The organism is Campylobacter blaseri (genome assembly GCF_013201895.1).
GTDB classification, from domain to species: Bacteria; Campylobacterota; Campylobacteria; order Campylobacterales; family Campylobacteraceae; genus Campylobacter_B; species Campylobacter_B blaseri.
In genome coordinates, this window is record NZ_CP053841.1 from 1,230,308 (window position 1) to 1,255,681 (window position 25,374).

26 protein-coding genes are annotated in these 25,374 nt (G+C 29.7%); 8 read left to right on the forward strand and 18 right to left on the reverse strand.

Annotation, left to right across the window (positions count from 1 at the left end):
- The 7 genes from CBLAS_RS06160 to CBLAS_RS06190 all read right to left on the reverse strand — a co-directional run bounded on the left by CBLAS_RS06160 (window position 1) and on the right by CBLAS_RS06190 (window position 8,372).
- A complete protein-coding gene (locus CBLAS_RS06160) occupies window positions 1-1,440 on the reverse strand; it encodes an OmpA family protein (protein ID WP_106871912.1) in 1,440 nt (479 codons plus the stop codon).
- Window positions 1,441-1,603: 163 nt separating this feature from the next.
- Entirely contained in the window at window positions 1,604-2,293 is a 690-nt protein-coding gene (locus CBLAS_RS06165) for a response regulator transcription factor (protein ID WP_106871914.1), read from the reverse strand.
- Window positions 2,283-4,220 (reverse strand): sensor histidine kinase, encoded by a 1,938-nt coding sequence (locus CBLAS_RS06170; protein WP_106871916.1) that lies wholly within the window; start codon window positions 4,218-4,220, stop codon window positions 2,283-2,285. Before CBLAS_RS06170 ends, CBLAS_RS06165 begins: the two co-directional genes overlap by 11 nt.
- 13 nt (window positions 4,221-4,233) lie before the next feature.
- Window positions 4,234-4,791 (reverse strand): cytochrome c3 family protein, encoded by a 558-nt coding sequence (locus tag CBLAS_RS06175; RefSeq protein WP_106871918.1) that lies wholly within the window; start codon window positions 4,789-4,791, stop codon window positions 4,234-4,236.
- Between the two features lie 10 nt (window positions 4,792-4,801).
- Window positions 4,802-5,182, reverse strand: a complete 381-nt coding sequence (locus tag CBLAS_RS06180) for a cytochrome c3 family protein (protein ID WP_106871920.1) — start codon at window positions 5,180-5,182, stop codon at window positions 4,802-4,804.
- Complete coding sequence (locus CBLAS_RS06185) at window positions 5,176-6,732, reverse strand: flavocytochrome c (protein ID WP_241517609.1); 1,557 nt, start codon at window positions 6,730-6,732, stop codon at window positions 5,176-5,178. The genes CBLAS_RS06180 and CBLAS_RS06185 overlap by 7 nt, the downstream gene beginning before the upstream one ends.
- Window positions 6,733-6,749: 17 nt before the next feature.
- The gene (locus CBLAS_RS06190) at window positions 6,750-8,372 is read right to left on the reverse strand and encodes an HAL/PAL/TAL family ammonia-lyase (protein WP_106871922.1); all 1,623 of its coding nucleotides are present in this window, start codon (window positions 8,370-8,372) and stop codon (window positions 6,750-6,752) included.
- A 172-nt stretch (window positions 8,373-8,544) separates the two neighbouring features.
- On the opposite strand from CBLAS_RS06190, the gene CBLAS_RS06195 reads away from it, so the two are divergent.
- Complete coding sequence (locus CBLAS_RS06195; RefSeq protein ID WP_106871924.1) at window positions 8,545-9,750, forward strand: MFS transporter; 1,206 nt, start codon at window positions 8,545-8,547, stop codon at window positions 9,748-9,750.
- Here the strand turns inward: CBLAS_RS06195 and CBLAS_RS06200 are convergent.
- The 6 genes from CBLAS_RS06200 to CBLAS_RS06225 are packed head-to-tail and all read right to left on the reverse strand — an operon-like array spanning window position 9,731 to window position 14,526.
- Window positions 9,731-10,924 carry an MFS transporter gene (locus CBLAS_RS06200; protein WP_106871926.1) on the reverse strand — a complete coding sequence of 398 codons (1,194 nt, stop codon included), beginning with the start codon at window positions 10,922-10,924 and terminating at the stop codon, window positions 9,731-9,733. The genes CBLAS_RS06195 and CBLAS_RS06200 overlap by 20 nt on opposite strands.
- 34 nt (window positions 10,925-10,958) lie before the next feature.
- Window positions 10,959-12,164, reverse strand: a complete 1,206-nt coding sequence (locus CBLAS_RS06205; RefSeq protein WP_241517610.1) for an MFS transporter — start codon at window positions 12,162-12,164, stop codon at window positions 10,959-10,961.
- Window positions 12,139-12,552 (reverse strand): hypothetical protein, encoded by a 414-nt coding sequence (locus CBLAS_RS06210; RefSeq protein ID WP_106871930.1) that lies wholly within the window; start codon window positions 12,550-12,552, stop codon window positions 12,139-12,141. The genes CBLAS_RS06205 and CBLAS_RS06210 overlap by 26 nt, the downstream gene beginning before the upstream one ends.
- Complete coding sequence (locus CBLAS_RS06215) at window positions 12,549-12,905, reverse strand: AtpZ/AtpI family protein (RefSeq protein WP_106871932.1); 357 nt, start codon at window positions 12,903-12,905, stop codon at window positions 12,549-12,551. The genes CBLAS_RS06210 and CBLAS_RS06215 overlap by 4 nt, the downstream gene beginning before the upstream one ends.
- Entirely contained in the window at window positions 12,902-14,173 is a 1,272-nt protein-coding gene (hemL, locus tag CBLAS_RS06220) for a glutamate-1-semialdehyde 2,1-aminomutase (protein WP_106871934.1), read from the reverse strand. Before hemL ends, CBLAS_RS06215 begins: the two co-directional genes overlap by 4 nt.
- The gene (locus tag CBLAS_RS06225; RefSeq protein WP_106871936.1) at window positions 14,170-14,526 is read right to left on the reverse strand and encodes a c-type cytochrome; all 357 of its coding nucleotides are present in this window, start codon (window positions 14,524-14,526) and stop codon (window positions 14,170-14,172) included. Before CBLAS_RS06225 ends, hemL begins: the two co-directional genes overlap by 4 nt.
- 173 nt (window positions 14,527-14,699) lie before the next feature.
- Between CBLAS_RS06225 and folD the strand changes: the two genes are divergently transcribed.
- Genes folD through ychF form a run of 7 tightly spaced genes read left to right on the forward strand, consistent with a single transcriptional unit; the run spans window position 14,700 to window position 20,606 of the window.
- On the forward strand, window positions 14,700-15,554 hold the full coding sequence (gene folD, locus CBLAS_RS06230) for a bifunctional methylenetetrahydrofolate dehydrogenase/methenyltetrahydrofolate cyclohydrolase FolD (RefSeq protein WP_106871938.1): 855 nt from the start codon (window positions 14,700-14,702) through the stop codon (window positions 15,552-15,554).
- The gene (gene lepB, locus CBLAS_RS06235; RefSeq protein ID WP_106871940.1) at window positions 15,554-16,390 is read left to right on the forward strand and encodes a signal peptidase I; all 837 of its coding nucleotides are present in this window, start codon (window positions 15,554-15,556) and stop codon (window positions 16,388-16,390) included. Before folD ends, lepB begins: the two co-directional genes overlap by 1 nt.
- A 43-nt stretch (window positions 16,391-16,433) precedes the next feature.
- Window positions 16,434-16,883, forward strand: a complete 450-nt coding sequence (gene rpiB, locus CBLAS_RS06240) for a ribose 5-phosphate isomerase B (RefSeq protein ID WP_106871942.1) — start codon at window positions 16,434-16,436, stop codon at window positions 16,881-16,883.
- Window positions 16,884-16,904: 21 nt separating this feature from the next.
- Entirely contained in the window at window positions 16,905-17,453 is a 549-nt protein-coding gene (gene apt / locus CBLAS_RS06245; RefSeq protein ID WP_106871944.1) for an adenine phosphoribosyltransferase, read from the forward strand.
- On the forward strand, window positions 17,454-18,092 hold the full coding sequence (locus CBLAS_RS06250) for a DedA family protein (RefSeq protein WP_106871946.1): 639 nt from the start codon (window positions 17,454-17,456) through the stop codon (window positions 18,090-18,092).
- Window positions 18,046-19,503, forward strand: coding sequence for a leucyl aminopeptidase (locus tag CBLAS_RS06255; RefSeq protein ID WP_106871948.1), 1,458 nt, complete (start codon window positions 18,046-18,048; stop codon window positions 19,501-19,503). The genes CBLAS_RS06250 and CBLAS_RS06255 overlap by 47 nt, the downstream gene beginning before the upstream one ends.
- Window positions 19,503-20,606: a redox-regulated ATPase YchF gene (gene ychF, locus CBLAS_RS06260; RefSeq protein ID WP_106871950.1), complete on the forward strand. Its 1,104-nt coding sequence runs from the start codon at window positions 19,503-19,505 to the stop codon at window positions 20,604-20,606. Before CBLAS_RS06255 ends, ychF begins: the two co-directional genes overlap by 1 nt.
- 176 nt (window positions 20,607-20,782) lie before the next feature.
- On the opposite strand, the gene CBLAS_RS06265 is transcribed toward ychF, so the two are convergent.
- The 5 genes from CBLAS_RS06265 to mobB all read right to left on the reverse strand — a co-directional run bounded on the left by CBLAS_RS06265 (window position 20,783) and on the right by mobB (window position 25,285).
- The gene (locus CBLAS_RS06265; protein ID WP_106871952.1) at window positions 20,783-21,760 is read right to left on the reverse strand and encodes a hypothetical protein; all 978 of its coding nucleotides are present in this window, start codon (window positions 21,758-21,760) and stop codon (window positions 20,783-20,785) included.
- Window positions 21,757-23,664 carry a methionine--tRNA ligase gene (gene metG, locus CBLAS_RS06270; protein ID WP_106871954.1) on the reverse strand — a complete coding sequence of 636 codons (1,908 nt, stop codon included), beginning with the start codon at window positions 23,662-23,664 and terminating at the stop codon, window positions 21,757-21,759. The genes CBLAS_RS06265 and metG overlap by 4 nt, the downstream gene beginning before the upstream one ends.
- Before the next feature lie 93 nt (window positions 23,665-23,757).
- The gene (locus CBLAS_RS06275) at window positions 23,758-23,952 is read right to left on the reverse strand and encodes a hypothetical protein (protein ID WP_172658154.1); all 195 of its coding nucleotides are present in this window, start codon (window positions 23,950-23,952) and stop codon (window positions 23,758-23,760) included.
- 1 nt (window position 23,953) lies between these two features.
- Window positions 23,954-24,796, reverse strand: coding sequence for a class 1 fructose-bisphosphatase (locus CBLAS_RS06280; RefSeq protein WP_106871958.1), 843 nt, complete (start codon window positions 24,794-24,796; stop codon window positions 23,954-23,956).
- A gap of 3 nt (window positions 24,797-24,799) precedes the next feature.
- Window positions 24,800-25,285 carry a molybdopterin-guanine dinucleotide biosynthesis protein B gene (gene mobB, locus CBLAS_RS06285; protein ID WP_106871960.1) on the reverse strand — a complete coding sequence of 162 codons (486 nt, stop codon included), beginning with the start codon at window positions 25,283-25,285 and terminating at the stop codon, window positions 24,800-24,802.
- Between the last annotated feature and the right edge of the window lie 89 nt (window positions 25,286-25,374).

Below are 25,374 nucleotides of genomic sequence, written 5' to 3' on the forward strand. Positions count from 1 at the left end.
TTATTTCCTTAATGAATTAATTTTAAATTTCTTTTCAAATAATCTAGCATTAGAATCACTATAATATAAATATCCATATGAATTTTTAAGATCAAAATTATCAAAAACAATATCCATGCAATTTATGGGTGATTTTTCTCCATTTATAAAAACTCTATATAAAAGACCATTTTCACCAGCATAAGTATTTACATTGGTATTTAAAATGTAATTTGATTTAGCATTGCTTCCGGATATATATTTTTCATAAATATATATATTTGGATTTTTAGCTGGTTTTAAATTTTTTGATAAAACTGAAACTGGGCCTATTCCCACACGATTATTATTTAAGTCTGCATACCAAACACCACCATTAAGACCTTTTTTTTGATCAGTAGTTTTTATTATCGTTTTACCGCTTAATAAAGACTTTATATTGCCTTCTTCATGATATTGATCATATGCACAATTTGACATAAAATCACTTGCATATGCTTTGGCTATCAAAGAAAAACCTGTTTTTCTTCCGCCATATTCTTTACCTAGAGCAAAATATGTGTCATTTGTAGCTTTACCACCAAAATCTACAAGAAAGCTTGGAGAAGTAGTTATGTTTTTTGTATCATTTTTTTTAGAAATTTCTTTTATATCGCCCACTTGAACAGAATTATCTTTTTTATTTGTAATAGGTTCTTGTCTTTGCTTTAATTTTGAAAAAGGTTTGGATTTTGCAATAACAGCTGGTTTTAATTTAGTAAAATAAGCAGGATTTACTTTTATATTTTGAGTATATTTTACTATATCACTCTGGTTTGAAAGCTCTATAATTTCAACACGTCTATTTTTCATTCTCCCTGCATTCTTATTATTATCAGCAATAGGTTGAGATTCTCCTGCTCCCCAATAATATAAATTTTTAGATTTTATACCATTTTTAGAAAATACTTTTCCTACTTCTTTTGCTCTTTCTTCGGAAAGTTTTTTATTTAAACTACTTGATCCGCTATCATCTGTATGCCCTACTATTAAAATCTTAGTTTCTTTTGTGTTTTTAGCATAAGATTTTGCTAAATTTTCATAATATTCTTTAGCATTTAAATTAAGAGTGCTTTTACCTACGTCAAATTGATTTTCATTAGTAGACACAACTTTATCACCTAAATATTTTCCATCATATTTTATATCATCAAAATTTATTTTTACATCATACTTTTGAGCTATTTTTTTTTGCTCAGCTCTTCTTTTATCTATATAATCGCCTATGATAAGCCCAACCCCAGCCCCCAATATAGCTCCTATTACCATGCCAGAATCATCGCCTAATTCCTTGCCTATAACCGCCCCAGTACCTGCACCAATGGCTACGCCCCCCATTTTGCCCATATTTTTATCGGCAACTGCGCAACCACTTAAGGCAAAACAAAGTACCAATGATAATAATCTCTGCCTAGCAATCATATTTTCTACCTCTTTTTTCTTTTTTAAACCTATAAGTTTAAAAACTATTTATTATACATTAATAAATATAAAAAAACAATAGAATTTTTATGGTTATAATTTAGATGAAAATATATTAAATATTTTTATAATAATGCATAAAAAGACTAATTTTAAACCGTTATCAATTTCTTAGGCTAATTTTATACCCAACACCTGATAAATTTTGTATAAAATCATGGTCAGTTTTTAATCTTATCTTTTTTATTAACATTCTAAGAGCTTCTGTGCTCATGTCTTTAGTGCCATATACAAAATTTTCAATCATCTCATAGGTAACTACTTTATCTAGATTGCTTACAAGTAATTGAACTAGCTTATTTTCTGTTTTAGTTAAAATGACCTGTTTATTGTTTTTAAATAGATTTTTTGTTAATAAATCATATTCATATAACTTACGAAATTTAACTGTTTCATCACATTTATTGCTAGTTGCTAGCAAAATTGTAGTTTGCAACTCCTCTACCCTAAAAGGTTTCCTTAAATAGTTATATGCACCAAGTTCAATACTAGCTAAAAAATGCTCCGTAGTATCATAAGATGTTATTATTATAGAGTTAATTTTTCCAGCTCTTTTTGTGATCTCTTCAAGCATTTCTAAGCCATTTAATTTTGGTAAATTTATATCCGTGATAACTATATCAAAATTTTTTTGAAAATATTTATCAAACCCGTCAAGTCCATTACTTGCAACTGATACATCTTTGCAATACATTTTTAAAGATTGCTCTATAGCAATTCTTAGATCTTCATCATCTTCAACCAATAAAACAGAAATTTGAGCTAATTTATTTAATATATTTTCATTTATCATCTTTAAAACCATCACTTATTTTAAGTAAAAAAACAGTTGGGTTTTTAGGCTTTAAAACCTTTAAATCGCCACCGCATTTTTTATGAGCCATTAGTTTTGATATGTATAATCCGAGCCCACTACTCTTTTTCGTACTAAAAAAAGGTGTGAAAATTTGTTCCAAAGTTTCACTTTTTAACCCTATACCATTATCAATAACACTTATAAGAAAAAAGCCATTTTCAGCCTTAATTGATATCACTATTTTAGGAAATTGAACTTGTTCTAATGCCTGTTTTGAATTTTGAATTAAGCAAGCTATTATCTGAGTAAAGTCATTTAAGTAGTTGTTGCATTTTAACTTTATATTTTTATCAAAAGTGACTTTGATATTTATTTTAGAATTTTGAGAAAAAAGAATAAAAATAGTATCTTCTATAGCTTTTTTAACATCAAAAATTTGCTTTTTATCTTCAAATCTATAAAAGTTTTTAAACATATGCATAGTTTTACTCATATAATCAATATTTTTTAAAGATCTATTTAAATTATCATAAAAAATTTCATCATTTAACTTCCTCATCTTTTTGAACTGCATTAAATTTCCTAAAAAAACACTAAGCGCATTTAAAGGCTGTGCCCATTGATGTGATATAGCTGAAATCATCTGCCCAAGTTCTGCCATCTTTGTTTGTGCAAAAAGCATTCTTTCGTGCTCTTTTTTATACTCTTCAAATCTATACTTTTCACTGATATCATCTAAAAAGAGTATGGCTCCTTCATAGTTAGAATTTGTAAAAATATGTAAAATTTGAATCTCAAAATAACTCTCTTTGATATCGTAAATGAATCTAAAGCTACTTTTTGAGTTTAAAGAATAGCTAGGATTATGCATAAAATCTAAAATTTTTTTAGCTGGTTTTAATGGTAAAATTTTTATAAACTCATCATAGCTTTCAAACTCACTGTTTAGTATCTCAAATAGACGTTTATTATAAAAAACTATCTCTTTTTTGGCTGTTAATATTAAAATTCCTTTTTCGCTATTTTCAACAAACATCTCAAGCATTTTGTTAGTTTTATTTATGATTTCATCTTTACTTTTAGAAATTTTATTATAAATCACAACAAGAAGCAAAAAAAGTAAAATGCTAAAAATATATATAATAAAATTTATTATAAATTGTTCATTTATTTTATTATATATATTTTTTTTGGGAGTTTTTGCAACTAAAATTAATTTAGAATTTTCTATAGGTTTTATCGTTATTATCTCATCAGATGTCTCATATCCTAATTTTTTATATAAATCCAAATCTAGATCGAATATCTTAGTTTCATTTTTTTCATCATATAAGATATTATGATTTTCATCAATTAAAAAAATTTTACTTCCGTTTTCCATTGGTAGATTTGAAATTTGATTTTTAATCTCTTTAAGAGTTAATATGCCGCATAAAACACCATAAATTTCATTTTTATTGTTAACTTTTTGACATATTGATACAACAGATACCTTAAGACCAACATCAATATATGGTTTTGTTATGTAAATTTCATCTTGATTAATCGTGTTTATGTACCAAGGTCTATTTTTAGGAATATAATTTTTTGGTTTATTAAAAAATCTGCTAGAAATAGTAACTCCATTTTCGTATCCAACATAAACTGTCGCAAAATTTGCAATTTTAGAGCTTTTTATTAATATATCTTCAATATCTTTTATATTTTGATTTTGAATTAAAGAGCTTATCCCATTAAGGCTTGATTTTTTGCCATCTATCCATTTTTCAATCTTATTGCTAGATGCTGAGAGTAGATTAATCTGCTCATTTACTAAAATTTCTTTAGCAAATGAGCGGTTAAGCATATAATTGCCAATCATAAATGATAGAAAAATGATAGAAAAAATTATAAAAACTCTATTTTTATAAAATATCTCTACCATTTAATTCCTTATTTTATTCCCAATCTCCAACAGGTGGGTTTTTGATTTCAAAAAGAACTTTTCCTAAATTTTTATGGCCAACGGTCTTATGGCAACTTACACAGCTTACGCTATCTTTTTTAAGATTATTTTTTTCAATATAAATTTTATGCATATCTAACATGTTTTGGTTAGTTGAGTTAAGTTCTAAAATATTTGTATGACACTTAACACATCCGCTATTATACACAAATTTTTCTCTATTTGCCCTATTTTCTTGCCATTTTGCATCTTTTGCATCATTAAATACCATATGGGATATTTCACTTGCACCATTTATTGCTTTTTGAAATACATACTTCACATAACTATCTTGAGGCAAGTGACAATCAACACATTGTGCACTTACGCCAAACTTATTCGCTCCACCATGAACATCTTTTGCATATGCTTGAACCATTGGCTTCATCCATTCATGACAAACAGAACAAAACTCGTTTTTACTTGTCGTATGAACTACTGCATTAGTACCAAAGAAAAATACAAAAGCTATAACCAATACGCAAAATATTTTTAATAACGTTTTTTTCATAATCCTCTCCTTATGGCACTAATAAATTTTTCATACTATCTTGCGAATGGCACATAACACAATAATTTTTACTTTTTTTATGTGAACTATGGCAAGTAGCACAATCCATATTAGGGTAGTGAGGGCTAGCATGAATATTGTCATCATAACCTAAATAACTTGTTAATTCTGCTAAATTTTCATAGCTTTTATGGCAACTCAAGCACTCATCAGTACTTAGAGCCTTATACTCTTTTGGATCTTTTTCTTTATGGCAATTTGAACAGGTAAATCCTAGTTTTTCATGATGTGATTTAATAGGATAATTCTCTTTTGTAAATATATCAATTGCACCCAAATAAAGAGGAGATATAAAAATACATATGATAAAAATTTTAAATATTTTTAACATTCTTTATCCTTTTTAGCCAAATTTGCTGCATTTCTTCCAGCTATCCTTCCAAATACTAAACAATCAGGTATAGCACAACTTCCAAGCCTACTAGCACCATGAGGGCCACCTACGGCTTCACCAGCTGCAAAAAGACCTTCAATGACATTATCATCATTATCATATACTCTAGCTTCCGTATCTATCTTAACACCGCCCATTGTATGATGAACTTTTGGCAATGCTCTCCAAGCATAAAAAGGTGGTTTTGTTAAATCAGGAACTACACCTTTAAATTCAAAAAAAGGTTTTCCAAATTCTTCGTCTTTTCTAGCTCTTGCATATCTTGTATAATCATCAACGCTCTTTTTAAGACCATCATATGGAATATGATAAAAATCAGCAAGTTCTTTTAGAGTATCAAAAACTTTAATAACATTTTTATGAATTCCTCTATAAACATTGGCTTTTGTTGTTCCTTTTGCACCAACACTATCACAAATTACCACAGGATGGGTTATAGTTCCATCTGGATTTTTGTGCATTTTTAAAATGGCATCTGAACGAATTTTTCTATCAGCAAGCTCATTTACAAATCTCTTTCCAGTTCTTGCATCAACCATAATTCCATAAGAAAATGCAGGAATTGCAAAAACAGGAGCTATTCCAAAACCTTTTTCATCAGGACTTCCCCAAGGACCAAGTTGTATCCATTTTAAATCAACTGTTTTTGCATTATTTTTCATCATAACTTTTAAAGCTTGTGCAGTTGCGCCATAATGGTTTGTACAATCTAGATCAGGTGTAATTGCTGGATCTATCTCTTGTCTAAATTTAATATCATAAGAGAAACCGCCAGTTGCCATAACAATTCCACCATTTACCTTATAATACTTAACAACTCCAGTTTTATTTTCACTTTCATCTTTCATAGGATCAAAGTTAAAATCATAATTTTCTCTAACCTTTGCACCTATAATCTTGCCATTTTCATCTTTAATAAAGTCATCTAAAATAACCCTTGTTCTTATAGTGCCACCATTTCTCATAGCAAATTCTTGAAGCGGTATTGTTATCTTGCCACCTGAGTTTATCTCAGGCCAAATGGTTCGCGGAACACTATGTCCGCCAAATTGACCTAAAGCATTCCTATAATAAACTCCTTTTTGCAAAGTCCATTCATAAGCACTATTGCCATTTTTTGCAATAACCTCAACTAAATCCATTCTATTTAGTCCAAGTCCAGCTTTTAATATATCTTTTACATATAATTCATAAGAGTCTTTTATGCCTCTATCTTTTTGAAAACTTGAGTTTACAACAGCAATTGCTCCACCATTTATAGCTGAATTTCCACCAAGAACAGGCATTTTATCTATCATTAAAGTTTTAGCACCATCTTCTAAGGCTTGACAAATTGCAGCTGATCCTGCAAAACCTGAACCCACAACTAAAACATCCCACTCTTCATCCCATTTGACATCATTTTCACTAGCAAAGGCATTAGTATTGGTAATGCCTGCTAAGCCAAATAGTGTCATTTTTCCTAAAAATTCTCTTCTACTAGCCACTTGTTTGCCTTTTTACTTTATTTATACTCTCTTAAAAACTTAGCTTGATTTCTAAAATCATCTGTTAAAGGTCTATCAATATCCATAAATTTAACTACTTTTCTATATTCATCATATAATTTTTGAGTTTGTGCTGATAATTTTAAATTTGGATTTTTTTGTTTTCTAAGATCAATTGCTTGAGCTGCATGCATAAGTTCCATTCCTAATATATAATAATAATTATCTATTTGTTTTTGTAGTTTTTGAACCACAGCAGGAGCATTTGTAGCCATATCTTCTATCTCACCTGCAACTGGTGTATAATTTAAAGATATAGGATTAGCTAAATATTCATTTTCACCAGCCAATGAAACAAAAGGTTTTTGCATAGCACCAAAAGCATGAACTGTCTTATCTGTGCCTAAAAATCTACTAAGGTTTGTAAAATGGTCGTTTGATAACTTTATAGTTCTATTTGCACTTGCTTTGGAGTTATGTGCTAAAACTATTGAAGCTTTTTCAAATTCAACAACCCATAAAATAGGTTCAAAATTTGAAGTTGGAACTACGGCACCATCTTTTGTATATAGTTTTGTTTCTTGATATTTATCTGTTTCTTTGTTATTTTGCAATGAAATTCCAGGGTTATCATCTGATGAGTTTAGTTGAATTTTCATTAAGCTATCTAACTCTTCAATTGTACTTGAAAGTGCAGCAAAATAGTATGCGCTATCTCTATAACTAAGTGGGTCTTGAAGAGCTCTTGTATCATCTTTATCCCATAGATAACTATCTTTTAAAATACTTCTTAATTCTTTCGTTGTCGCTAGATATTTACTAAATGGTCTTAAGCTTGAACTTTCCTTTAAAAAAGGTGCAACATTTCCATTAAATCCTTCTAAGCTAAGAGCGTAAACAAGTTTTGTAACATATAAAGCTTGTTTTAAATCCTCAATTGCCAAAGCACCCATTGCAGCTGAATATGCATTAGAACTTAATATAGACAAGCTATCTTTTCCAAATGGAACTAATTTTTTTAATCCTGCTTTTTTTAAAGCCTCACTAGCTTGCATTTTTTCACCCTTATAATACACATAACCCTCACCAAGCATAGCAAGACCAACATGCCCTAGGATTGTGATATCAGCTTCACCCATTGAACCTTTGCTAGGAATAACAGGAATAATATCATTATTTAAAAAATCTTTATATAGTTTTACAACATCACTTTGAACACCTGCACCACCAAACAAAAGATTATTTAGTCTTGTTGCTAAAACTGCACGAGCTGTTTTTATTGGTAAATCATCATATGCACCACCGCAATGAGCATGAATAAGTCCTATATTAAAAGCTGTTGAAGCTTTTATAACCTCTTCATCCAAATTTCCTTTTGCATCAACAAAGTTTCTATCTTTGTTTAATCCAACACCAACAGTTAAACCATAGATTTTTTGACCATCTTTTGCGGCATTAATTAAAACACTATGTGATTTTTCAACTCTTTTTAATGCATTTTGATCTATATCCACCTTTGCACCATTTGATATGGAAACTATATCTTTTGGCAATATATCATTACCATTTAGCACTATCGTTTGAGCATTCAAACTTAAAGAGCAAAGCAGTGCAACTGATAAGCTTTTAAAATTAAACATCTTAACTCCTTTAAATAAAAAATTAACATATTATAAATTATTTAAGTTTCCAAAAAATAACTTTTTTCACTAAAAAATAAAATTTATTTTTTAAGATAAACTAACAATTTTTAGGTATAATCACAGGCTATATTTCAATATATAAAATAAATCAATATTCAAGCCGCAATAAATGAAAAAATATATAGTTTTACTAAAAAGAAATAGAAATTTAAGACTGCTATCTACTGTTCAACTTATCTGCTATTTTGGTATGTGGTTTTCACATATTGGTATCGCAACACTTCTAATAAACCTTAATGCAGAAATTTGGATGATAAGCCTAAGCGCTGCTATGGCGTTTATACCAAGTGTATTTTTAGCAATTCCAGCTGGCGTTATAATAGATAAATTTAAAGCTTATCCGTTGTTAATGATATTTATGGTGATAGAGGCCCTATCTATCATACCGCTTCTTTTTATAGATAGTTTAAGTTACTTTTGGATTTTACAAGCTTTGATATTTATAAGAAGTGGTATTGCAGGAATGCATTTTCAAGTAGAGATGAGTTTACTTCCAAAAATTTTAAACAAGGTTGAATTAAAGTTAGCAAATGAAATTCACTCTATAATCTGGGCAGCGTCTTACACAAGTGGAATGGCTACAGCTGGAATTTACATACATCATTTTGGGATTAAAAGCTCTTTTATAGCTGATTTTGTACTATATTTAATTGGAATTTGGCTACTACATAAATTATCATTAAACGAAGATGTTAAAGCCAAAGGAGAAAAGGTACTATCTATGATAAAAGATGGGATAGTATACCTTAAAAATAACCCATTTTTATTTCAACTAATACTAGTTCATGCTTTTGTTGCTGTCACATCCTATGATGCACTAATTAATATAATGGCAAAAAATCAATATAAACATATTTTAAGTGTGGCTTTAGTAATAGGCTCAATGAATACAATTAGAGCTTGTGGTCTTATTTTAGGACCTATATTTTTAGGTAAATTTGCAAATAATAGAAACCTTTTTTGGCTGTTTTTAGGTCAAGCCGGTGGTATACTTTTATGGGCTTTTTTACAATTTAACTTCTATATTGGTTTTATAGGTATGTTTTTTGCTGGACTTTGCACCTCAGTATTGTGGTCATATAGCTATACATTAGTCCAAATGAATTGTGACAAAAAATACTATGGAAGAGTAATAGCTTATTTAGATATGATATTTTTAGGAATGGCTGCTATAACATCACTTGCAATAGGCTGGTTATACAATCTAGGTTTATCAACAAAAACTATAACCATCCTAATGGCACTTACATTTGTTTTTGCAGCATTTTTCTATAAAAGAGTTTATAAAAAATATATCATTTCAAAATATTACTAGGCGGAGCTGGAATATACTCAGTTCTATCCTTTTTAGGTATAGACTCTCTAAATAGTGAAAACACAATTAATGTAACCGATGATAAAATATATATAAAAATAAAACCCTTGGGTCCAAAAATCTGCATTAATAATCCCATAAAAAGAGGTCCCACTAAAGAACCACAGGTGTATGATAAAAGAAGTGCCGCTCCAACCTCAGCAGTTTTATCTTTATTGTTTAAAACATCATTTGCTCTAGCAAGCGCTAAAGAGTATAAACTAAATGCTCCAAAACCTATAAAAAATGATAGTATTTTTTCTAAAAAAATATTTTCAACTATGCTAAATAAAAGCCCTGAAGCAACTAAAAGTATAAAAGCACTAAGCATAATTGCATTTTTTCTACCAAATTTATCTGAAAAATTTCCAAAAAAGAGTTGAGATAAAAAGCCACCACACATAGCAAGTAGTAAAAACACAGAGGCGTCTTTAACCCCCCCTCCACTATCTAATATAAAAACACTTCCCATAGAAAAGTATCCGTTTATCAAAATTCCAGCAACAAAACTTGTAACAAGAGCAAGTGGAACTATGTTAAAAATATTTGGTATAAATATCTTTTTTCTAGGTGGTAGTTTTGGCTCTTTAATCCTAATTATATTTATAGGAATTGAGCCAAGTATTATAAAAAATACAGACATTGTAAAAATTTTTGCTGTGCTTAAATTGAATGTTAAAATCAAAACACCGATACCAAAAGCTGAATAATAGATAATTTCATAAAAGGACAATACTCTTGATCTTATCTCGTTTTTAGACCTTGCATTAATCCAACTCTCAACAACCATAACAATACTAAAATATGAAAACCCAAGCATAAATCTTAAAAATGCCCAGTATATTATGTTTTCGCTAAATCCATGCATTAAAGACGCAATTGCGAACAAAGCAGTAAAAATAGCATATGATCTTATATATCCATAGTTGCTTATAAATCTATATGTAAAAATAGAGCTTAATATACCACCGAAGAAAAAGCAAGATGTTATCATTCCTATATAAAAATTACTTACACCCATATTTGTAAGCATAATACCAGCTGATGTTATTACTAATCCATTGCCTATAAACACAAAACCTATGCCTATAAACAGAGCAGCTAATATTCTTATAGTTCTTCTAGGACTTATCATCTTTTTCCTTTATTCGGTTTTAATTTTATAAATATCAATCTAAAACCTCGCTAGGTCCAGTTGAGAGATACTCTGTTCTATATTTTTTAGGTACTGTTTCTTTAAATATTGAAAATATAATTAAAAAAGAAGTAAATGTAAAATATATAAATACAAATCCTGATGAACCAAATATTTGCATTAATAACCCCATAGATATAGGTCCTAAAATGGACCCTATAGAAAAACTAAGAAGTATAGAAGCACCTACTTCAACTCTACTATCTTGCTCGCTAAGAACATCATTTGCTCTTGCTGCTGCCAATGCATATAGGCAAAATATACCAAAACCTAAAAGAAATGCCAATAATTTCATAATTAGCATATTTCCCATAAAAATATACATTAAAATTGAAGCTATAAGCGCAATAGAAGAGCTTAATATGATTGCATATTTTCTTCCAAATCTATCTGAAAAATTTCCAAAAAATATCTGCGATAAAAAACCTCCAACCATAGCAGCAAAAAGAAAAAAAGAAGCATCAGCAATACTTCCACCACTAGCTATTATAAAAAGTCCAGACATAGCAAAAAATCCATTAATCAAAATTCCAGCTGAAAAGCTTGTAACAAGTGCAAGCGGAACTAAGTTAAATACATTTGGTATAAAAAGTTTCTTTTTTGGAGGGAGTTTTGGCTCTTTGATTTTAATTATATTCATAGGAATTGAACCAACTATGATAAAAAATATAGAAACTATAAATATCTTAACAGGAGTTAATTTAAAGGATAAAATTATAACACCGATTCCAAATGCCATATAGTAGATTGTAGAATAAAAAGATAAAACTCTTGATCTTATTTCATTTCTAGATCTTGTGTTTATCCAACTTTCAGCCACCATAACAATACTATAATAAGAAAAACCAAGCATAATTCTTAAAAATACCCAATATATAACATTATCTCCTAAGACATGCAAAAGGGCAGATATAGCAAAAAGTGCTGTAAATATAGCGTAAGACCTTATATAACCATAGGTGCTTATAAACTTATATGTAAAAATTGAGCTTAAAATTGCTCCAATAAAAAAACATGCTGTTATTATTCCTATATAGAAATTTTCTACACCCATATCTGAAAGCATTACACCAGCAGATGTTAAAACTAGGCTATTTCCAATAAAAACAAAACCAACACCTACAAACAAAGCTGTTAGGGTTTTTATAATTTTTCTAGGACTTGGTAAAATTTGCAACATCTGTAGCTCCATAAATAATAGATCCAAGAGGCATAGGTAACACACCAACTAAGAATGCTAAAGGATTTAACATCTCAAGCTTATTTAAAATATAAAAACTAACACCCAATACTAAATATGCTAAAATTTTCAAAGGAGAGAAAAAAGTTACACTATTTTTAACAGTGCCAATCTTAACATTTTCATCCTCTTTAATATCATCATATTTTCCACTTAAAAGTTCGCTATCTATCATGTTTTGATAGTTTTTCATAGATATATAGCTTATAAAAACTGAGATAAAAAATGAAATTTGGCTATTTAACAGCCAATATTTTCCAAGAAATAAAGATATAAATATTAAAATAAAATCAAGAGAAATATATATCTTAAATAGTCTTTTTATCACTTATCTTCCCATTTTTCATCTTCTACATCAAATTCATCTTTTTCATAGTCTTCTAAATCTTCCATTTTCTGTTTTTCTTTGCTCGCCATAACCTCTTTATACTTCTTATACTTTGGATCATTCTCAAGTTCTTCCATATCTCTTTTTTGAACTTGAACTCCACGATATATATTTAAACAAGCAGAGCAAATTCCAATAAATGTAAAAAAATATGTAAAAAATATCCACCCAGTAAGTTTAGTTAGATAATGTCCTATAAAAAATCCTATTGCTATAGCAGCAACTATAGAGATGCCAAGACTTAGGCTATCGGCACCTCTAATTATATTATTAAAATTTTTTGTTATTCTCATAAACTACTCATAACTTTTTTAGCTTTTTGCAACGCAAACTCAATATCTTTTTCACTCATAACAGAGCAGATAAAACCTGTTTCAAATTGAGATGGTGCTAAAAACACACCCTCTTTTATCATTCCTGTATGAAATTTAGCAAAGATTTCAGTATTTGAAGTTAGGGCATCTGTATAATTTTTAACCTCTTTTTCTGTGAAAAAATATCCAAACATAGACCCTCTAACACAAGTTTGAAGTGAAATACCATACTCATTTGCTATATTTTTTAAACCTTGAGTAAATTTCTTCGCAAGTTTTTCAAGTCTATTATAAAGATCTTTGTCAGCATTTATGTTTTCTAACGATGCAATTCCTGCTGCCATAGCAACTGGGTTTCCACTTAGAGTTCCTGCTTGATAAACAGGTCCTAATGGACTAATTAAACTCATGATTTCATCTTTTGCCGCAAATGCCGCAGCATTTAAACCACCGCCAATTACCTTACCAAAAGTAACGATATCAGCTTCAATCCCATAAACTCCATAACTTCCAAGTTTACTTGCTCTATAGCCACTCATTACCTCATCTAGAATTAAAACGATATTTTTTTCATCGCAGATTTTTCTAAGCTCAAGTAAAAACTCTTTATCGGCTGGAACCAAACCCATATTCCCTGCAATTGGCTCTATTATAATGGTCCCAATATCGTTATTGCTAATAGCTTTTTTTACACTTTCAATATCATTATAAATAGCTAAATATGTATTTTTAGCAATATCCTCAGGAACGCCTGCACTACTTGAGCTTCCAAAAGTTGTAGCACCACTTCCTGCTTTTACAAGCAAACTATCACTATGTCCGTGATAACAACCTTCAAATTTTAAAATTTTATCTTTTTTACTATATCCTCTTGCAAGACGAATTGCACTCATAGTTGCTTCTGTTCCACTACTTACAAAACGAATTTTATCAAGATAAAAAAAATGCTCCAAAATCATCTTTCCAAGTTTTGTTTCAAGAGGAGTTGAAGTACCAAAACTAAGTCCTTTTTTTGCTGTTTTGATAACTGCATCTTCAATATGCTTATCGCAATGTCCAAAAAGCAAAGGCCCCCAGCTTTGAACAAAATCAAGATATCTATTTCCTTCTACATCATATATATAAGCACCTTCACCTCTATCAACAAAAAATGGCTCACTTCCAACATTTCCAAATGCTCTAACTGGCGAATTTACCCCGCCTGGAATGTATTTTTTTGAATATTCAAAAGCTTCATGATTTGTCATTTTTTCTCCTTATTTATCTCTTTTATGTATTTATATAAAATTATTATCTCATCGTTTGTTAAAAAATAAAGTGGCATTATATCTTTTGATATCTTAATCCCTTTTGCAAAATCTTGCAACGATAGTCTATTTATGGGTGGTGCTACTAGCTCCTTATCATATAGCTCTTGAGAGCTTCTATTATGCTCTTTATATTTAGCTATAACACTTCCCTCGCCTTTTTTGCCATGACATTTATTGCAACCAATTCCCCGTGGATTTTGATACAGCATCTGACCATATTCCATATCTGTTATAAAGCTATCACAAAATGATAAACTCACAAATAATATTAATGTAAAAAATATCTTCATCTATTCTAATCTTAATCCACTATTTTTGATAAAGATAATACAGTTTTTTTTGTTAAAAAGAGCTTTACATTATAAATCTTTAAATTTCAAATTTCCATACAAAAACTAAATTCTATAATTTATTAATCTAAATTTTGCTATTATATAGGGTTTAAAATTATAAATAAGGTCTAATTATGTTAATAGATGGAAAATTAATAAGTGCAAAAGTTAAAGATGAGGTTAAAATCAAAGCTTTAAATTTAGCAAAACAAGGTGTCGTGCCATGTCTAGCTGTTATCTTAGTTGGCGAAGATAAAGCCTCTCAAACATATGTAGCTTCAAAAGAAAAAGCTTGCAAAGCTTGTGAGATAGAATCACTAGCATATAAACTAAGTAGCGATACCAAAGAAGAAAAACTACTTAGTATAATTGATGAGCTAAACAAAGATGAAAATGTAGATGGAATTTTAGTTCAACTACCACTTCCAAAACACATAGATACAGACAAAATTTTAGAAAAAATTGATCCAAAAAAAGATGTAGATGGTTTTCATGCTATAAATGCAGGAAAGCTTGTTAGTGGGCTTGATGGCTTTGTGCCTTGCACACCACTTGGAGTTATGAGACTTTTAAAAGAATACGATATAGAAACATCTGGAAAAAATGCTGTTATTATTGGAAGAAGTAACATAGTTGGAAAACCTATGGCAAATTTACTTTTAAATGCAAATGCAACTGTAACTATAACTCATAGTAAAACTAAAAATTTAAAAGAGATAACCAAAAATGCCGACATTATAGTAGCAGCAATTGGTAAACCACACTTTTTAACTGCTGATATGGTAAGTGAAGGTGCTATAGTGATTGATGTTGGAATTAATAGACTTGATAATGGAAAGCTAGTTGGAGATGTGGACTTTGAAAACTTAAAAGACAAATGCTCATATATAACTCCAGTCCCTGGTGGAGTTGGACCAATGACAATTGCCATGCTTTTAAATAACACCATAATATCAGCGACAAATAGATTAAAAAGACAAAAATAATGAAAAATATTTTTAAAAAAATATACGACTTTTCAAGTAGTTGGACTGGAACTATTGTAATAGTTTTATTTGTTATATTTTTTGTAGCCCAAGCATTTGTAATCCCTAGTGGCTCTATGAAAAACTCGCTTTTAATAGGCGATTTTTTATTTGTTAAAAAATTTAGTTATGGAATTCCAACTCCTCATCTGCCGTGGCTAGAAGTTCCTGTTTTGCCTGATTTTAATAAAAATGGCCATTTAGTTGAGGGCAAAAAACCACAAAGAGGTGATATCGTTGTATTTAGATATCCACCAAATCCAAAAATGCACTTTGTAAAAAGAAACTTTGCAATTGGTGAAGATGAAGTTATATTTACACCAAAAGCTATATATTTAAGACCAAATGAAGGTGATAAATACATAGAAAAAAATTATGATAAAAACGATATTATAATATTAAATGGCAAAAAATTTATTAAAGAACCGTATAAATTTAAAGGTATTCATTATGATGATAATGTTAATCTGCTAGCAACTACATTAAAACATTTAAGTGTTGGAAAATTTGCTATGCAACCTGCCTACGTAGAAGAGCTTCCTAAAATGGATATTAATCTTGAGTTTAACGCATACTATATGAAAGTTCCTAAAGGTGAGTTTTTTATGATAGGAGATAATAGAGACCACTCCGATGATAGCCGTTTTTGGGGAAGCGTTCCATATAAATACATAGTTGGAAAACCTTGGTTTATATATTTTAGCTGGGATAAAAACAAAGTTGTTAGATGGGAAAGAATTGGTAGATTTATTGATACTTTAGAAAATAATGAAAAATATATTTACGAACAACCTTAATTATTTTCAATAAAGATCGGTTATAATTTTAAAAAGGATTAATGTGAATATTAGCAAAGTATTTATAGCAGGAGATCATGCTGCTTATGATTTAAAAAATAAATGTAAAGAAATTTTAGCAAATTTAGGATTTGAAGTTATTGATTTAGGTACAGACTCGCCAGATATTAGTGTTGATTATCCTGATTTTGCTTATGAACTTTCAAAAAAAGTTTTAGAGACCAAAGATAGTTATGGTGTGTTAATTTGTGGAACTGGCATAGGTATAAGCATAGCTGCAAATAGAAATGCAGGTATAAGATGTGCACTTTGTCATGATAGTTTTACTGCAAAAATGGCAAGAGAACATAATGATGCAAATGTCCTATGTTTTGGCTCTAGGGTTGTTGGCATTGGAGTAGTTGAAGATATGTGTAAAGTCTTTTTTAATACCGAATTTGCATGCGGAAGGCATGAGCGAAGAGTTAAAAAACTAAACTCTTGCTTAAACTAAGTTTCAAAAAGGAATAATTATATGGTAAAACTTACACAAGAAGACAAAGAGTATCTATTAAGCACTATAAGAGCTGTAAAAGATTTTCCAAAACCCGGAATTGTCTTTAGAGATATAACAACTCTTTTAAACAACAAAGATGCATTTAAATTTTTAATTGACCATTTAGAGGAGCATTATAGGGATTATAATTTAGACTTTATAGCAGGGATTGAGAGTCGCGGTTTTATATTTGGGGCAGCACTTTGTGCAAGATTAAATATACCTTTTGTTCCTATTAGAAAACCTCATAAACTTCCATATATGACAATTTCTCAAAAATATACTTTAGAGTATGGAGTTGATGCGGTTGAGCTTCATGTTGATGCTTTTTCTCATGTAAAAAATGCAAAAGTTTTATTAATTGATGATTTAATAGCAACTGGCGGAACTGCAAAAGCTTCAGTTGAACTTATAAACCAAACAAATGCAAAATGTGTAGAAGCTTGTTTTTTAATTGATTTAGTAGATTTAAAAGGTAAAGAAGAGATAGAGAAATTAACGAAAGTTTACTCCATCTTAGAGGTTTAAATGCAGGGTTTTTTTGAAGAACTTATGTTCAACCATGCACACTATGTATATATAGTGCTTTTTGTGTGGTGTATTTTTGAAGGTGAGATTGCACTTATTATAGCTGGAGTTTTAGCACATGAAGGCTCTGTAAATTTAACTGCTATTATAATTACAGCAGGACTTGGAGCATTTTGTGGTGATCAAATTCACTTTTTTATAGGAAGATATAACAAAAAATACATCACAACAAAACTTAGTAAACAAAAGAGAAAATTTGCAATAGCTCATCTTTTACTGCAAAATTATGGGTGGTATATTGTATTTTTACAAAGATTTTTTTATGGTTTTAGAGCAATAGTTCCAATAAGCATAGGCATAACTAGATATGAGTTTAAAAAATTTGCATTTATAAATTTTATTAGCTCTTTTTGCTGGGCTATTTTAATCTCAATGCTAGCATATAACTTTGGTGATGAAATTGGAAACTTTTTTAATATTACAAAACAACATTGGTATATTGTAATTCCTATAATAATACTATTTGTTTGGGCTGTATATATTTTAATTAAAAAAATAGAAGATGAAATTATAAATAAAAGAAAGGATAAATATGAAAATAGAATTATTAGACGCAAACATAAACAAAATCAAAGCTGATTTTGAAGCTATTTTAATAGTAGGTAAAAAAATAGACCATAAATTTGTAAAAGATAGTGATAAATTTAAAGAGTTAAACTATGACGGAGGCTCAAATTTGCTACTTTTAGAGAGTAAAAGGCTCTATATAGGAGTTAAAGAGCTAGGTTATGATCAAATTCGCCTTGCTATGTCTCAAATTTACAATACTTTAAAAAACTATAATGTTAAAACTATCAAAATTTCAAGCTATGTTTACAAATGCACCACTAAAACATATCAAGCTGTAGTTGAGGGGTTTGTTTTAGGAAGTTATGAGTTTAACAAGTATAAAAGTGAAGCAAAAAAGAGCAAAATAGAGAAGATATTTATCTCAACAGATGAATATAGTGGCAAAAAAGTTAAAATTGAAAAAGCAAAACTAGCTTTAAAAAGTGGAAAAATTATAGCAAAAGCAACAAATTTTGCAAAAGATGGAGTAAATGAAATTCCTGAAATTTACACACCTTTAAAGATGGCAAAAGAGGCTTTAAAACTTGCAAAAAAACATAGTAACATTGAGTGTAAAGTTTATGATAAGAAGTTTTTGAAAAAAGAGAGAATGAATGCATTTTTAATGGTAAATCGTGCAAGCGTGCATGATCCTTATATGATTCATCTAAAATATACTCCAAAAAACAAAAGTAAAAAAAGAGTTGTTTTTGTTGGTAAAGGGCTAACTTATGATAGTGGTGGACTAAGCTTAAAACCAGCAAGCTCTATGCTTACTATGAAATGCGATAAAAGCGGTGCTTTGGCGGCTATGGCTATAATTAAAGCAGCAGCTGAGCTTAAACTTCCTTTTGAAATTCATGCAGTCCTAGGTGCAACTGAAAATATGATAGGTGGAGACGCTTATAAACCTGATGATGTGATAATTACAAGAAGTGGAATTAGTGTTGAGGTTAGAAATACTGATGCTGAGGGAAGATTAGTTTTGGCTGATTGCTTGGACTGGGCACAAGAGTTAAAACCTGATATTTTAATTGATATGGCGACTTTAACTGGTGCTTGCGTTGTTGGGCTTGGCGAGTTTACCATAGGGCTTCTTGGAAGAAATGAGGAGTTTAAGGCTGAATATAAAAGAGTAGCTAGCGATAGTGGAGAGCTTATGAATTCTTTAGAGTTTAATGACCATTTAAGAGAGTGCATTAAGAGTAAAATTGCTGATATTAGCAACACTGCGACAACAAGATATGGTGGAACTACTACAGCTGGACTATTTTTGGAACAATTTATAAAAGAGGAAAATAGAGATAATTGGATACATATGGATATAGCTGGACCTGCTTATATTGAAAGAGCTTGGGGATATAACCAATATGGTGCAAGTGGGGCTGGAGTTAGAGCAAATTTATACTATCTACAAAGCTTAGCAAGAGAGGAAAAGTAATGGGCTTAGCTGTTGGTATAGTAGGACTTCCAAATGTTGGTAAATCAACCACTTTTAATGCATTAACAAAGGCTCAAAATGCTGAGGCTCAAAACTACCCATTTTGCACAATTGAGCCAAATAAAGCTATTGTCCCTGTTCCTGATTTTAGACTTAAAGAGCTTGCTAAAATTGTAAATCCAAAGAAAATTCAATACTCTACAATTGAATTTGTTGATATTGCTGGACTTGTAAAAGGTGCAAGCAAGGGCGAAGGGCTTGGAAATAAATTTTTAGCAAACATTAGAGAAACAGAGGTAATTTTACATATTGTAAGATGTTTTGATGATGAAAATATAACTCATGTTGAGGGAAAAATTGACCCATTAAGAGATATAGCTATCATTGAAACCGAGCTAATACTTGCTGACATGGAGCAAGTTAGCAAAAAAGTAGAGAGACTAAATAGAGATGTTAAGGCAAATTTAAAGGGTGCAAAAGAGCTTCAAGAGATGGCAACTGCACTTTTAGAACATCTAAACAATGGAGAAAATGCGAGTAGTTTTAAAGATAGAGATGATGAGGCATTTTTAGCTTTAGATAAAGAGCTAAGACTTCTATCAAATAAAGAGGTTATCTATGGAGCAAATGTTGATGAGGAACATATTGGCGAAGATAACGAGTATGTAAAGCAAGTTAGAGAGTATGCTAAAAAAAATAGTAGAGAAGTTATAAAACTTTGTGCAAAAATTGAAGAAGAGCTTGTGGGGCTAAGTGATGAAGAGGCAAAAGAGATGTTACAAGAGCTTGGCGGAAATGAAAGTGGGCTTGAAAAAATCATAAAACGCTCTTTTGATAAACTTAATTTAATTAGCTATTTTACAGCTGGAGAGATAGAAGTTAGAGCTTGGACTATCAAAAAAGGATGGAAAGCACCAAAGGCAGCAAGTGTTATACATAATGATTTTGAAAAAGGCTTCATTAGAGCTGAGGTTATAAGTTATGATGATTATGTGTCTTGCGGGAGTGAAACAAAAGCCAAAGAGGCTGGAAAAATGAGACTTGAGGGAAAAGATTACATTGTAAATGATGGCGATGTAATGCACTTTAGGTTTAATGTTTAAAAATGAAATTAATTAAAAAACTTAGTTAATCAAATTTGATTTAACATTCTTATAATTGCAAAAATAAAAACACATAAAAAGTTTCGGCTTTTTATGTGTTTAGACTTAATTTATAAAAACTAATTTAATACAACATCCAAAAAAGAACTATAAATAACATTTATCATATTTTAAATTTAAAAATTAAATAGTGTTTTTTCTTTTTCTTTAACACAAAGCATATCTAAAATTTCTTGTTTATTTCCAAAAACAAGTGCATAGCGGAAATTAAAATCTATCTTTAGCTCATCTAATTTATCATAAGTTATATCTGATTTTATATTTTTATACTTGGGCGCAAAAGTTATTATCCCCTCTTTAAATTTAGATTTTAAAAATTCGCCCTCTTTTAAAAAAAGATATTCATCATTTTCTATTATAAAAGCTCTATAGCTTTCGCCATAATTTTTAACATTATAAAATCTGTCAACAAAAATAGGTTCAAAATGTTCTAAATTTCTTAAATCTTTAAATTTTATATCTATACTATTTTTATCCATAAATTCTAAAATTCCATAAATTTCAGGCAGGAAAATTTGAGGAAAATTTAATCTATAATGCTCATCTTTATAGTAAAAATTTGAATAAAATATAGAACCTTCTAGGTTTAAATTTACTTTGCAATTAGGATTTATTTTTTCATATGCTTGTGTAATTTTTGTTATAATTTCTATATTTTGACTAAAAAACATTGTGTTATTTTTAGCATTTACTACATTATTAAAAAGCTCTTCATTATTAGAGCTAGCAAACATAATATTTTTATTAAATATGGAGTGCTTTAGTATATTAATTTGCAAATTTGTTACATATACAAATCTAATTGATTTTAAAGCACTTATAAATTTCATAAGCTTAAAAAGCGCATTATTTATATTTTCAACTTTTATAAAGGCTATTTCTTTATTACTAGCTTTAAAATTACTATCAAAAATAATCGCATAAGCTCCAAGTTCGATAGCTTTTTTAACATCTTCTTCACTGGCATTTATTGCAATAAAGGCACTTTTAGGCTTTACATCTTTTAAGTTAAATGTAAAGCCCTCAACAGCTGAAATAAAAGGTTCATTTATAAGTTTTGCATTTATAACTCTTATGAGGTTTTGTATTGTCATCCAACTATAGCCCCATTTTCAACCTTATTTAAAGTGCTAAGTAAGGTAAGTTTTCCATCATCAGCACTTAAAATCATACCCTCACTTAAATGTTTAAATATCTTAGCAGGTTTTAAATTTGCCAAAACACAAACCTGTTTTCCAACTAAATCCTCGGGTTTGTAGTATTTTGCGATTCCTGAGATAATCTGCCTTGGTTTTTCCTCGCCTAAATCAATTTGGAACTTAAGAAGCTTATCACTACCTTCTATATTTTCACACTCTAAAATAGTTCCAACTTTTATAATTATTTTTTTAAATTCATCTATTTTAATAATTTGTGTTTTTTCCTCTTCTTGCACTTTTTTATCTTCCTCTTTTTTAGCTACTTTATCTTTTAGAAGTGGAGCCTCAACTCTTTCAAAAAGTGGGCTTGTATCTTTTGATTTAAAGCTCATTATATCACCATTTTCAACCAATTTTTTATAACTAGAAGTTTCTATTTTAAAGTTTAAAACATCTGCAATTTTCTCAGCACTTTTTGGCATAGCAGGACTAAGTAAAATAGCTACTTTTGCAAGTAAATTTGAAACCATCGCAACAAGTGCATTTGCCTCATCACTTTTACCCTCTTTTATCAAATTCCAAGGTTCATATTTTGCAATACTTGCATTTGCTAAGTTAAGTATCTTCCAAATTTCTTCAAGATACTTACTAGTTGCAAACTCATCTATACTCTCAAGTGCACTTTTACAAAGAGAATTTGCACTATCAATCTCATCTTTATAAAAGTTAAAAACATCTTTGCTATCAATCTCATAATCTGAATACTTCTTACTCATACCAACAATTCTATTAAGCAAATTTCCTAAATCATTGCAAAGTTCGCTATTTATCCTACTTATGAAGGCTTTTTGTGAAAAATCTCCATCTTGACCAAATGGAACCTCTCTTAGTAAAAAATATCTAAATTGCTCTAATCCATAAGCATCTGCAACCTCTTTTGGATCGATAACATTACCTATAGACTTACTCATCTTAACCCCGTCTCTTGTCCACCAGCCATGTGCTGCAACACTTTTTGGAAGCTCAAGTCCTAGACTCATTAAAAAAGCAGGCCAATAAATAGCGTGAAATCTAAGTATATCTTTACCAACTAAGTGCACCGCACTATCCCAATACCCCATCTTTTCATCACCATTTGTATAACCCAATGCACTAATGTAGTTAATCAAAGCATCAAGCCAAACATACATAACATGCTTTGGTTCATTCAAATTAGCAGGAAGTTTAATCCCCCAACCAAAGCTAGTTCTTGTAATTGAGAGATCTTTTAAACCATTTTTTACAAAATTTACTATCTCATTTTTTTTACTTTTTGGCAAGATACATCTCTCATCATCTTTATACCATTTTAAAAGTTCATTTTCATATTTTGATAGTTTAAAAAAGTAGCTCTCTTCTTTTAAAATTCTAGTAGGTTTCCCACAATCAGGACAATACTCGCCATCAATTAGCTGATTTTGTGGAAAAAAACTCTCACAGCTAACACAGTAAAATCCCTCATATTCGCCTTTGTAGATATCGCCTTTTTCATACATTTTTGAAAAGACATTTTGAACGATTAACTTATGGTCTTCATCTGTTGTTCTTATGAATCTATCATAACTTATATCAAAACTATCCCAAAGATTTTTAAACTTAGCACTAACCTCATCAGTATATTTTTTTGGCTCAAAACCCCTTTGTTTAGCTGCCTCTTCTATCTTTTGACCATGCTCATCTGTGCCTGTTAAAAAAAATGTATCATGACCTTGAAGCCTATAAAGTCTTGCCATTGTATCAGCTATAATAGTTGTATATGCATGCCCAATATGTGGAACATCATTTACATAATAAATCGGTGTTGTAATGTATTTTTTCATCTTACTTCTTTCAAATTTAATTTATTTTAATTCTTTATGTATAATTTTCTATTTAAATTTCTACTATGCCATTTTAACAAAATATATTTTTAATTAAAAATCAAATCCGCCACTTTTGCCCTTAGACATACTTTCGTAAGTAGCTATAACATACTCATCTCTAATTTCACACTCTAAAAATTTTTCACAAATAGAGCAAGTTTTATGCCCTTTTTCTCTTTGACATTCTTGTAATTTTATAAACATCTCTTCAAAATGAATGTCATATTTATCTTTTATACCTTCCACATTAATCCTTATAAATTTTCTTCAAAGTTTCAATCTCATAGCTTGATCCAAAAAAGCAAGGAGTTGTTTGATGAACTTCTTTTATCTCAATTTCAAAAAGAGAATTTGAGTTGCCATCTGTTGTTTTGCCACCAGCTTTTTCATAAATATATGCAAAAGGAAGTACCTCAAATACGACTCTAAGCTTAGCTTTTGGTGCGTCAGTTGTAGCTGGGTAGCTAAATATCCCACCACCTTTTAGTAAAATTTGATGTAAATCAGCTACCATAGCGCCACTATATCTAAGTCTATACTTTTCATCAAATAATTTTTTGACAAATTCTCTATGCTTTTGGCTCCAACCCCATTGAGAAGCCCCAGTTGAATTAAGTTTTCCTTTTTCTGCAAGCTTTAAATCTTTTATAAATTTAAACTCTTTATTTTCTGCAAACCTATATAGTTGTGGCTTATCTATACAGATAACTAATTCAAGTCTAGGTCCATAAATAGCATAAGCACTAGCTACTAAATTTTTAGGCTTTAGCTCATGTTCGTAAATTCCAAATATTGAACCCACAGCAAAATTTACATCAACCAAACTTGATCCATCAAGTGGATCGTAAGCTACTATATACTTACCATCTAAATTAATATCTTGTATATCATCTTTTTCTTCGCTTATTATTGCTTTTATAGAGTCTATTTTTTTAAATTCTTCTTCTATTATTTTATCGCTTAATACATCTAATTTTAGCTGCACATCTCCTGTTTGATTTTTATGGTCTGTATAGCCAAGCTCTGTGTATTTTAATGCATTGCTAATTTTTATAGCAATTTTCTCTATACTTTTAAAAATTTCATTCATAATCTATCCTTTTATATTTTTTGCATTTTTAATAACCCAATTGCAAATGCCCTCAACATCATTTATATCATAGTTTGGTATATCTACACTACACTCTAAACCATCTGTTGCTATGGCTTTTGAATACTTTAAATAACTATCATCAATCTTACCTCTAAACAGACTCATTCTAGGAAGTGGTAGTGTTTTTAGACCCTCTACTATCAAAAGGTCAAAATCACCAAGCATAGCTATAATCTCATCTATGCTTTTATTTTGTTTATTAAAATATGTAGTTCTTGTAGGACTAGAAACAACTACATCAGCCCCAATTTCACTAAATTTATAACTATCTTTTCCCTCAACATCAAACTTAGCTTTATCTGCTGGATCGTGTTTTAAAACAACTACTTTAAGTCCTTTATCAAGAAAATATTTAGCAACTTTTACAATTAAAGTCGTCTTTCCTGTATTTGAAGGTCCAGAAAATGCAACAGCCATTTTTTTCATTTATTTCCTTTATAAATAATTTGTAATTGTATCAAATTTGCGTTTTAAAAAGGCTAAATTTGGCTAAACTTTACCTTTATTTTGCTAAA

Bases quoted from the DNA above. Each gene is read 5' to 3' on its own strand.
- CBLAS_RS06160 (WP_106871912.1), bottom strand. From the start codon at position 1,440: ATGATTGCTAGGCAGAGATTATTATCATTGGTACTTTGTTTTGCCTTA.
- CBLAS_RS06165 (WP_106871914.1), bottom strand. From the start codon at position 2,293: ATGATAAATGAAAATATATTAAATAAATTAGCTCAAATTTCTGTTTTA.
- CBLAS_RS06170 (WP_106871916.1), bottom strand. From the start codon at position 4,220: ATGGTAGAGATATTTTATAAAAATAGAGTTTTTATAATTTTTTCTATC.
- CBLAS_RS06175 (WP_106871918.1), bottom strand. From the start codon at position 4,791: ATGAAAAAAACGTTATTAAAAATATTTTGCGTATTGGTTATAGCTTTT.
- CBLAS_RS06180 (WP_106871920.1), bottom strand. From the start codon at position 5,182: ATGTTAAAAATATTTAAAATTTTTATCATATGTATTTTTATATCTCCT.
- CBLAS_RS06190 (WP_106871922.1), bottom strand. From the start codon at position 8,372: ATGTTTAATTTTAAAAGCTTATCAGTTGCACTGCTTTGCTCTTTAAGT.
- CBLAS_RS06195 (WP_106871924.1), top strand. From the start codon at position 8,545: ATGAAAAAATATATAGTTTTACTAAAAAGAAATAGAAATTTAAGACTG.
- CBLAS_RS06200 (WP_106871926.1), bottom strand. From the start codon at position 10,924: ATGATAAGTCCTAGAAGAACTATAAGAATATTAGCTGCTCTGTTTATA.
- CBLAS_RS06205 (WP_241517610.1), bottom strand. From the start codon at position 12,164: ATGTTGCAAATTTTACCAAGTCCTAGAAAAATTATAAAAACCCTAACA.
- CBLAS_RS06215 (WP_106871932.1), bottom strand. From the start codon at position 12,905: ATGAGAATAACAAAAAATTTTAATAATATAATTAGAGGTGCCGATAGC.
- hemL (WP_106871934.1), bottom strand. From the start codon at position 14,173: ATGACAAATCATGAAGCTTTTGAATATTCAAAAAAATACATTCCAGGC.
- CBLAS_RS06225 (WP_106871936.1), bottom strand. From the start codon at position 14,526: ATGAAGATATTTTTTACATTAATATTATTTGTGAGTTTATCATTTTGT.
- lepB (WP_106871940.1), top strand. From the start codon at position 15,554: ATGAAAAATATTTTTAAAAAAATATACGACTTTTCAAGTAGTTGGACT.
- apt (WP_106871944.1), top strand. From the start codon at position 16,905: ATGGTAAAACTTACACAAGAAGACAAAGAGTATCTATTAAGCACTATA.
- CBLAS_RS06250 (WP_106871946.1), top strand. From the start codon at position 17,454: ATGCAGGGTTTTTTTGAAGAACTTATGTTCAACCATGCACACTATGTA.
- CBLAS_RS06255 (WP_106871948.1), top strand. From the start codon at position 18,046: ATGAAAATAGAATTATTAGACGCAAACATAAACAAAATCAAAGCTGAT.
- ychF (WP_106871950.1), top strand. From the start codon at position 19,503: ATGGGCTTAGCTGTTGGTATAGTAGGACTTCCAAATGTTGGTAAATCA.
- CBLAS_RS06265 (WP_106871952.1), bottom strand. From the start codon at position 21,760: ATGACAATACAAAACCTCATAAGAGTTATAAATGCAAAACTTATAAAT.
- metG (WP_106871954.1), bottom strand. From the start codon at position 23,664: ATGAAAAAATACATTACAACACCGATTTATTATGTAAATGATGTTCCA.
- CBLAS_RS06280 (WP_106871958.1), bottom strand. From the start codon at position 24,796: ATGAATGAAATTTTTAAAAGTATAGAGAAAATTGCTATAAAAATTAGC.
- mobB (WP_106871960.1), bottom strand. From the start codon at position 25,285: ATGAAAAAAATGGCTGTTGCATTTTCTGGACCTTCAAATACAGGAAAG.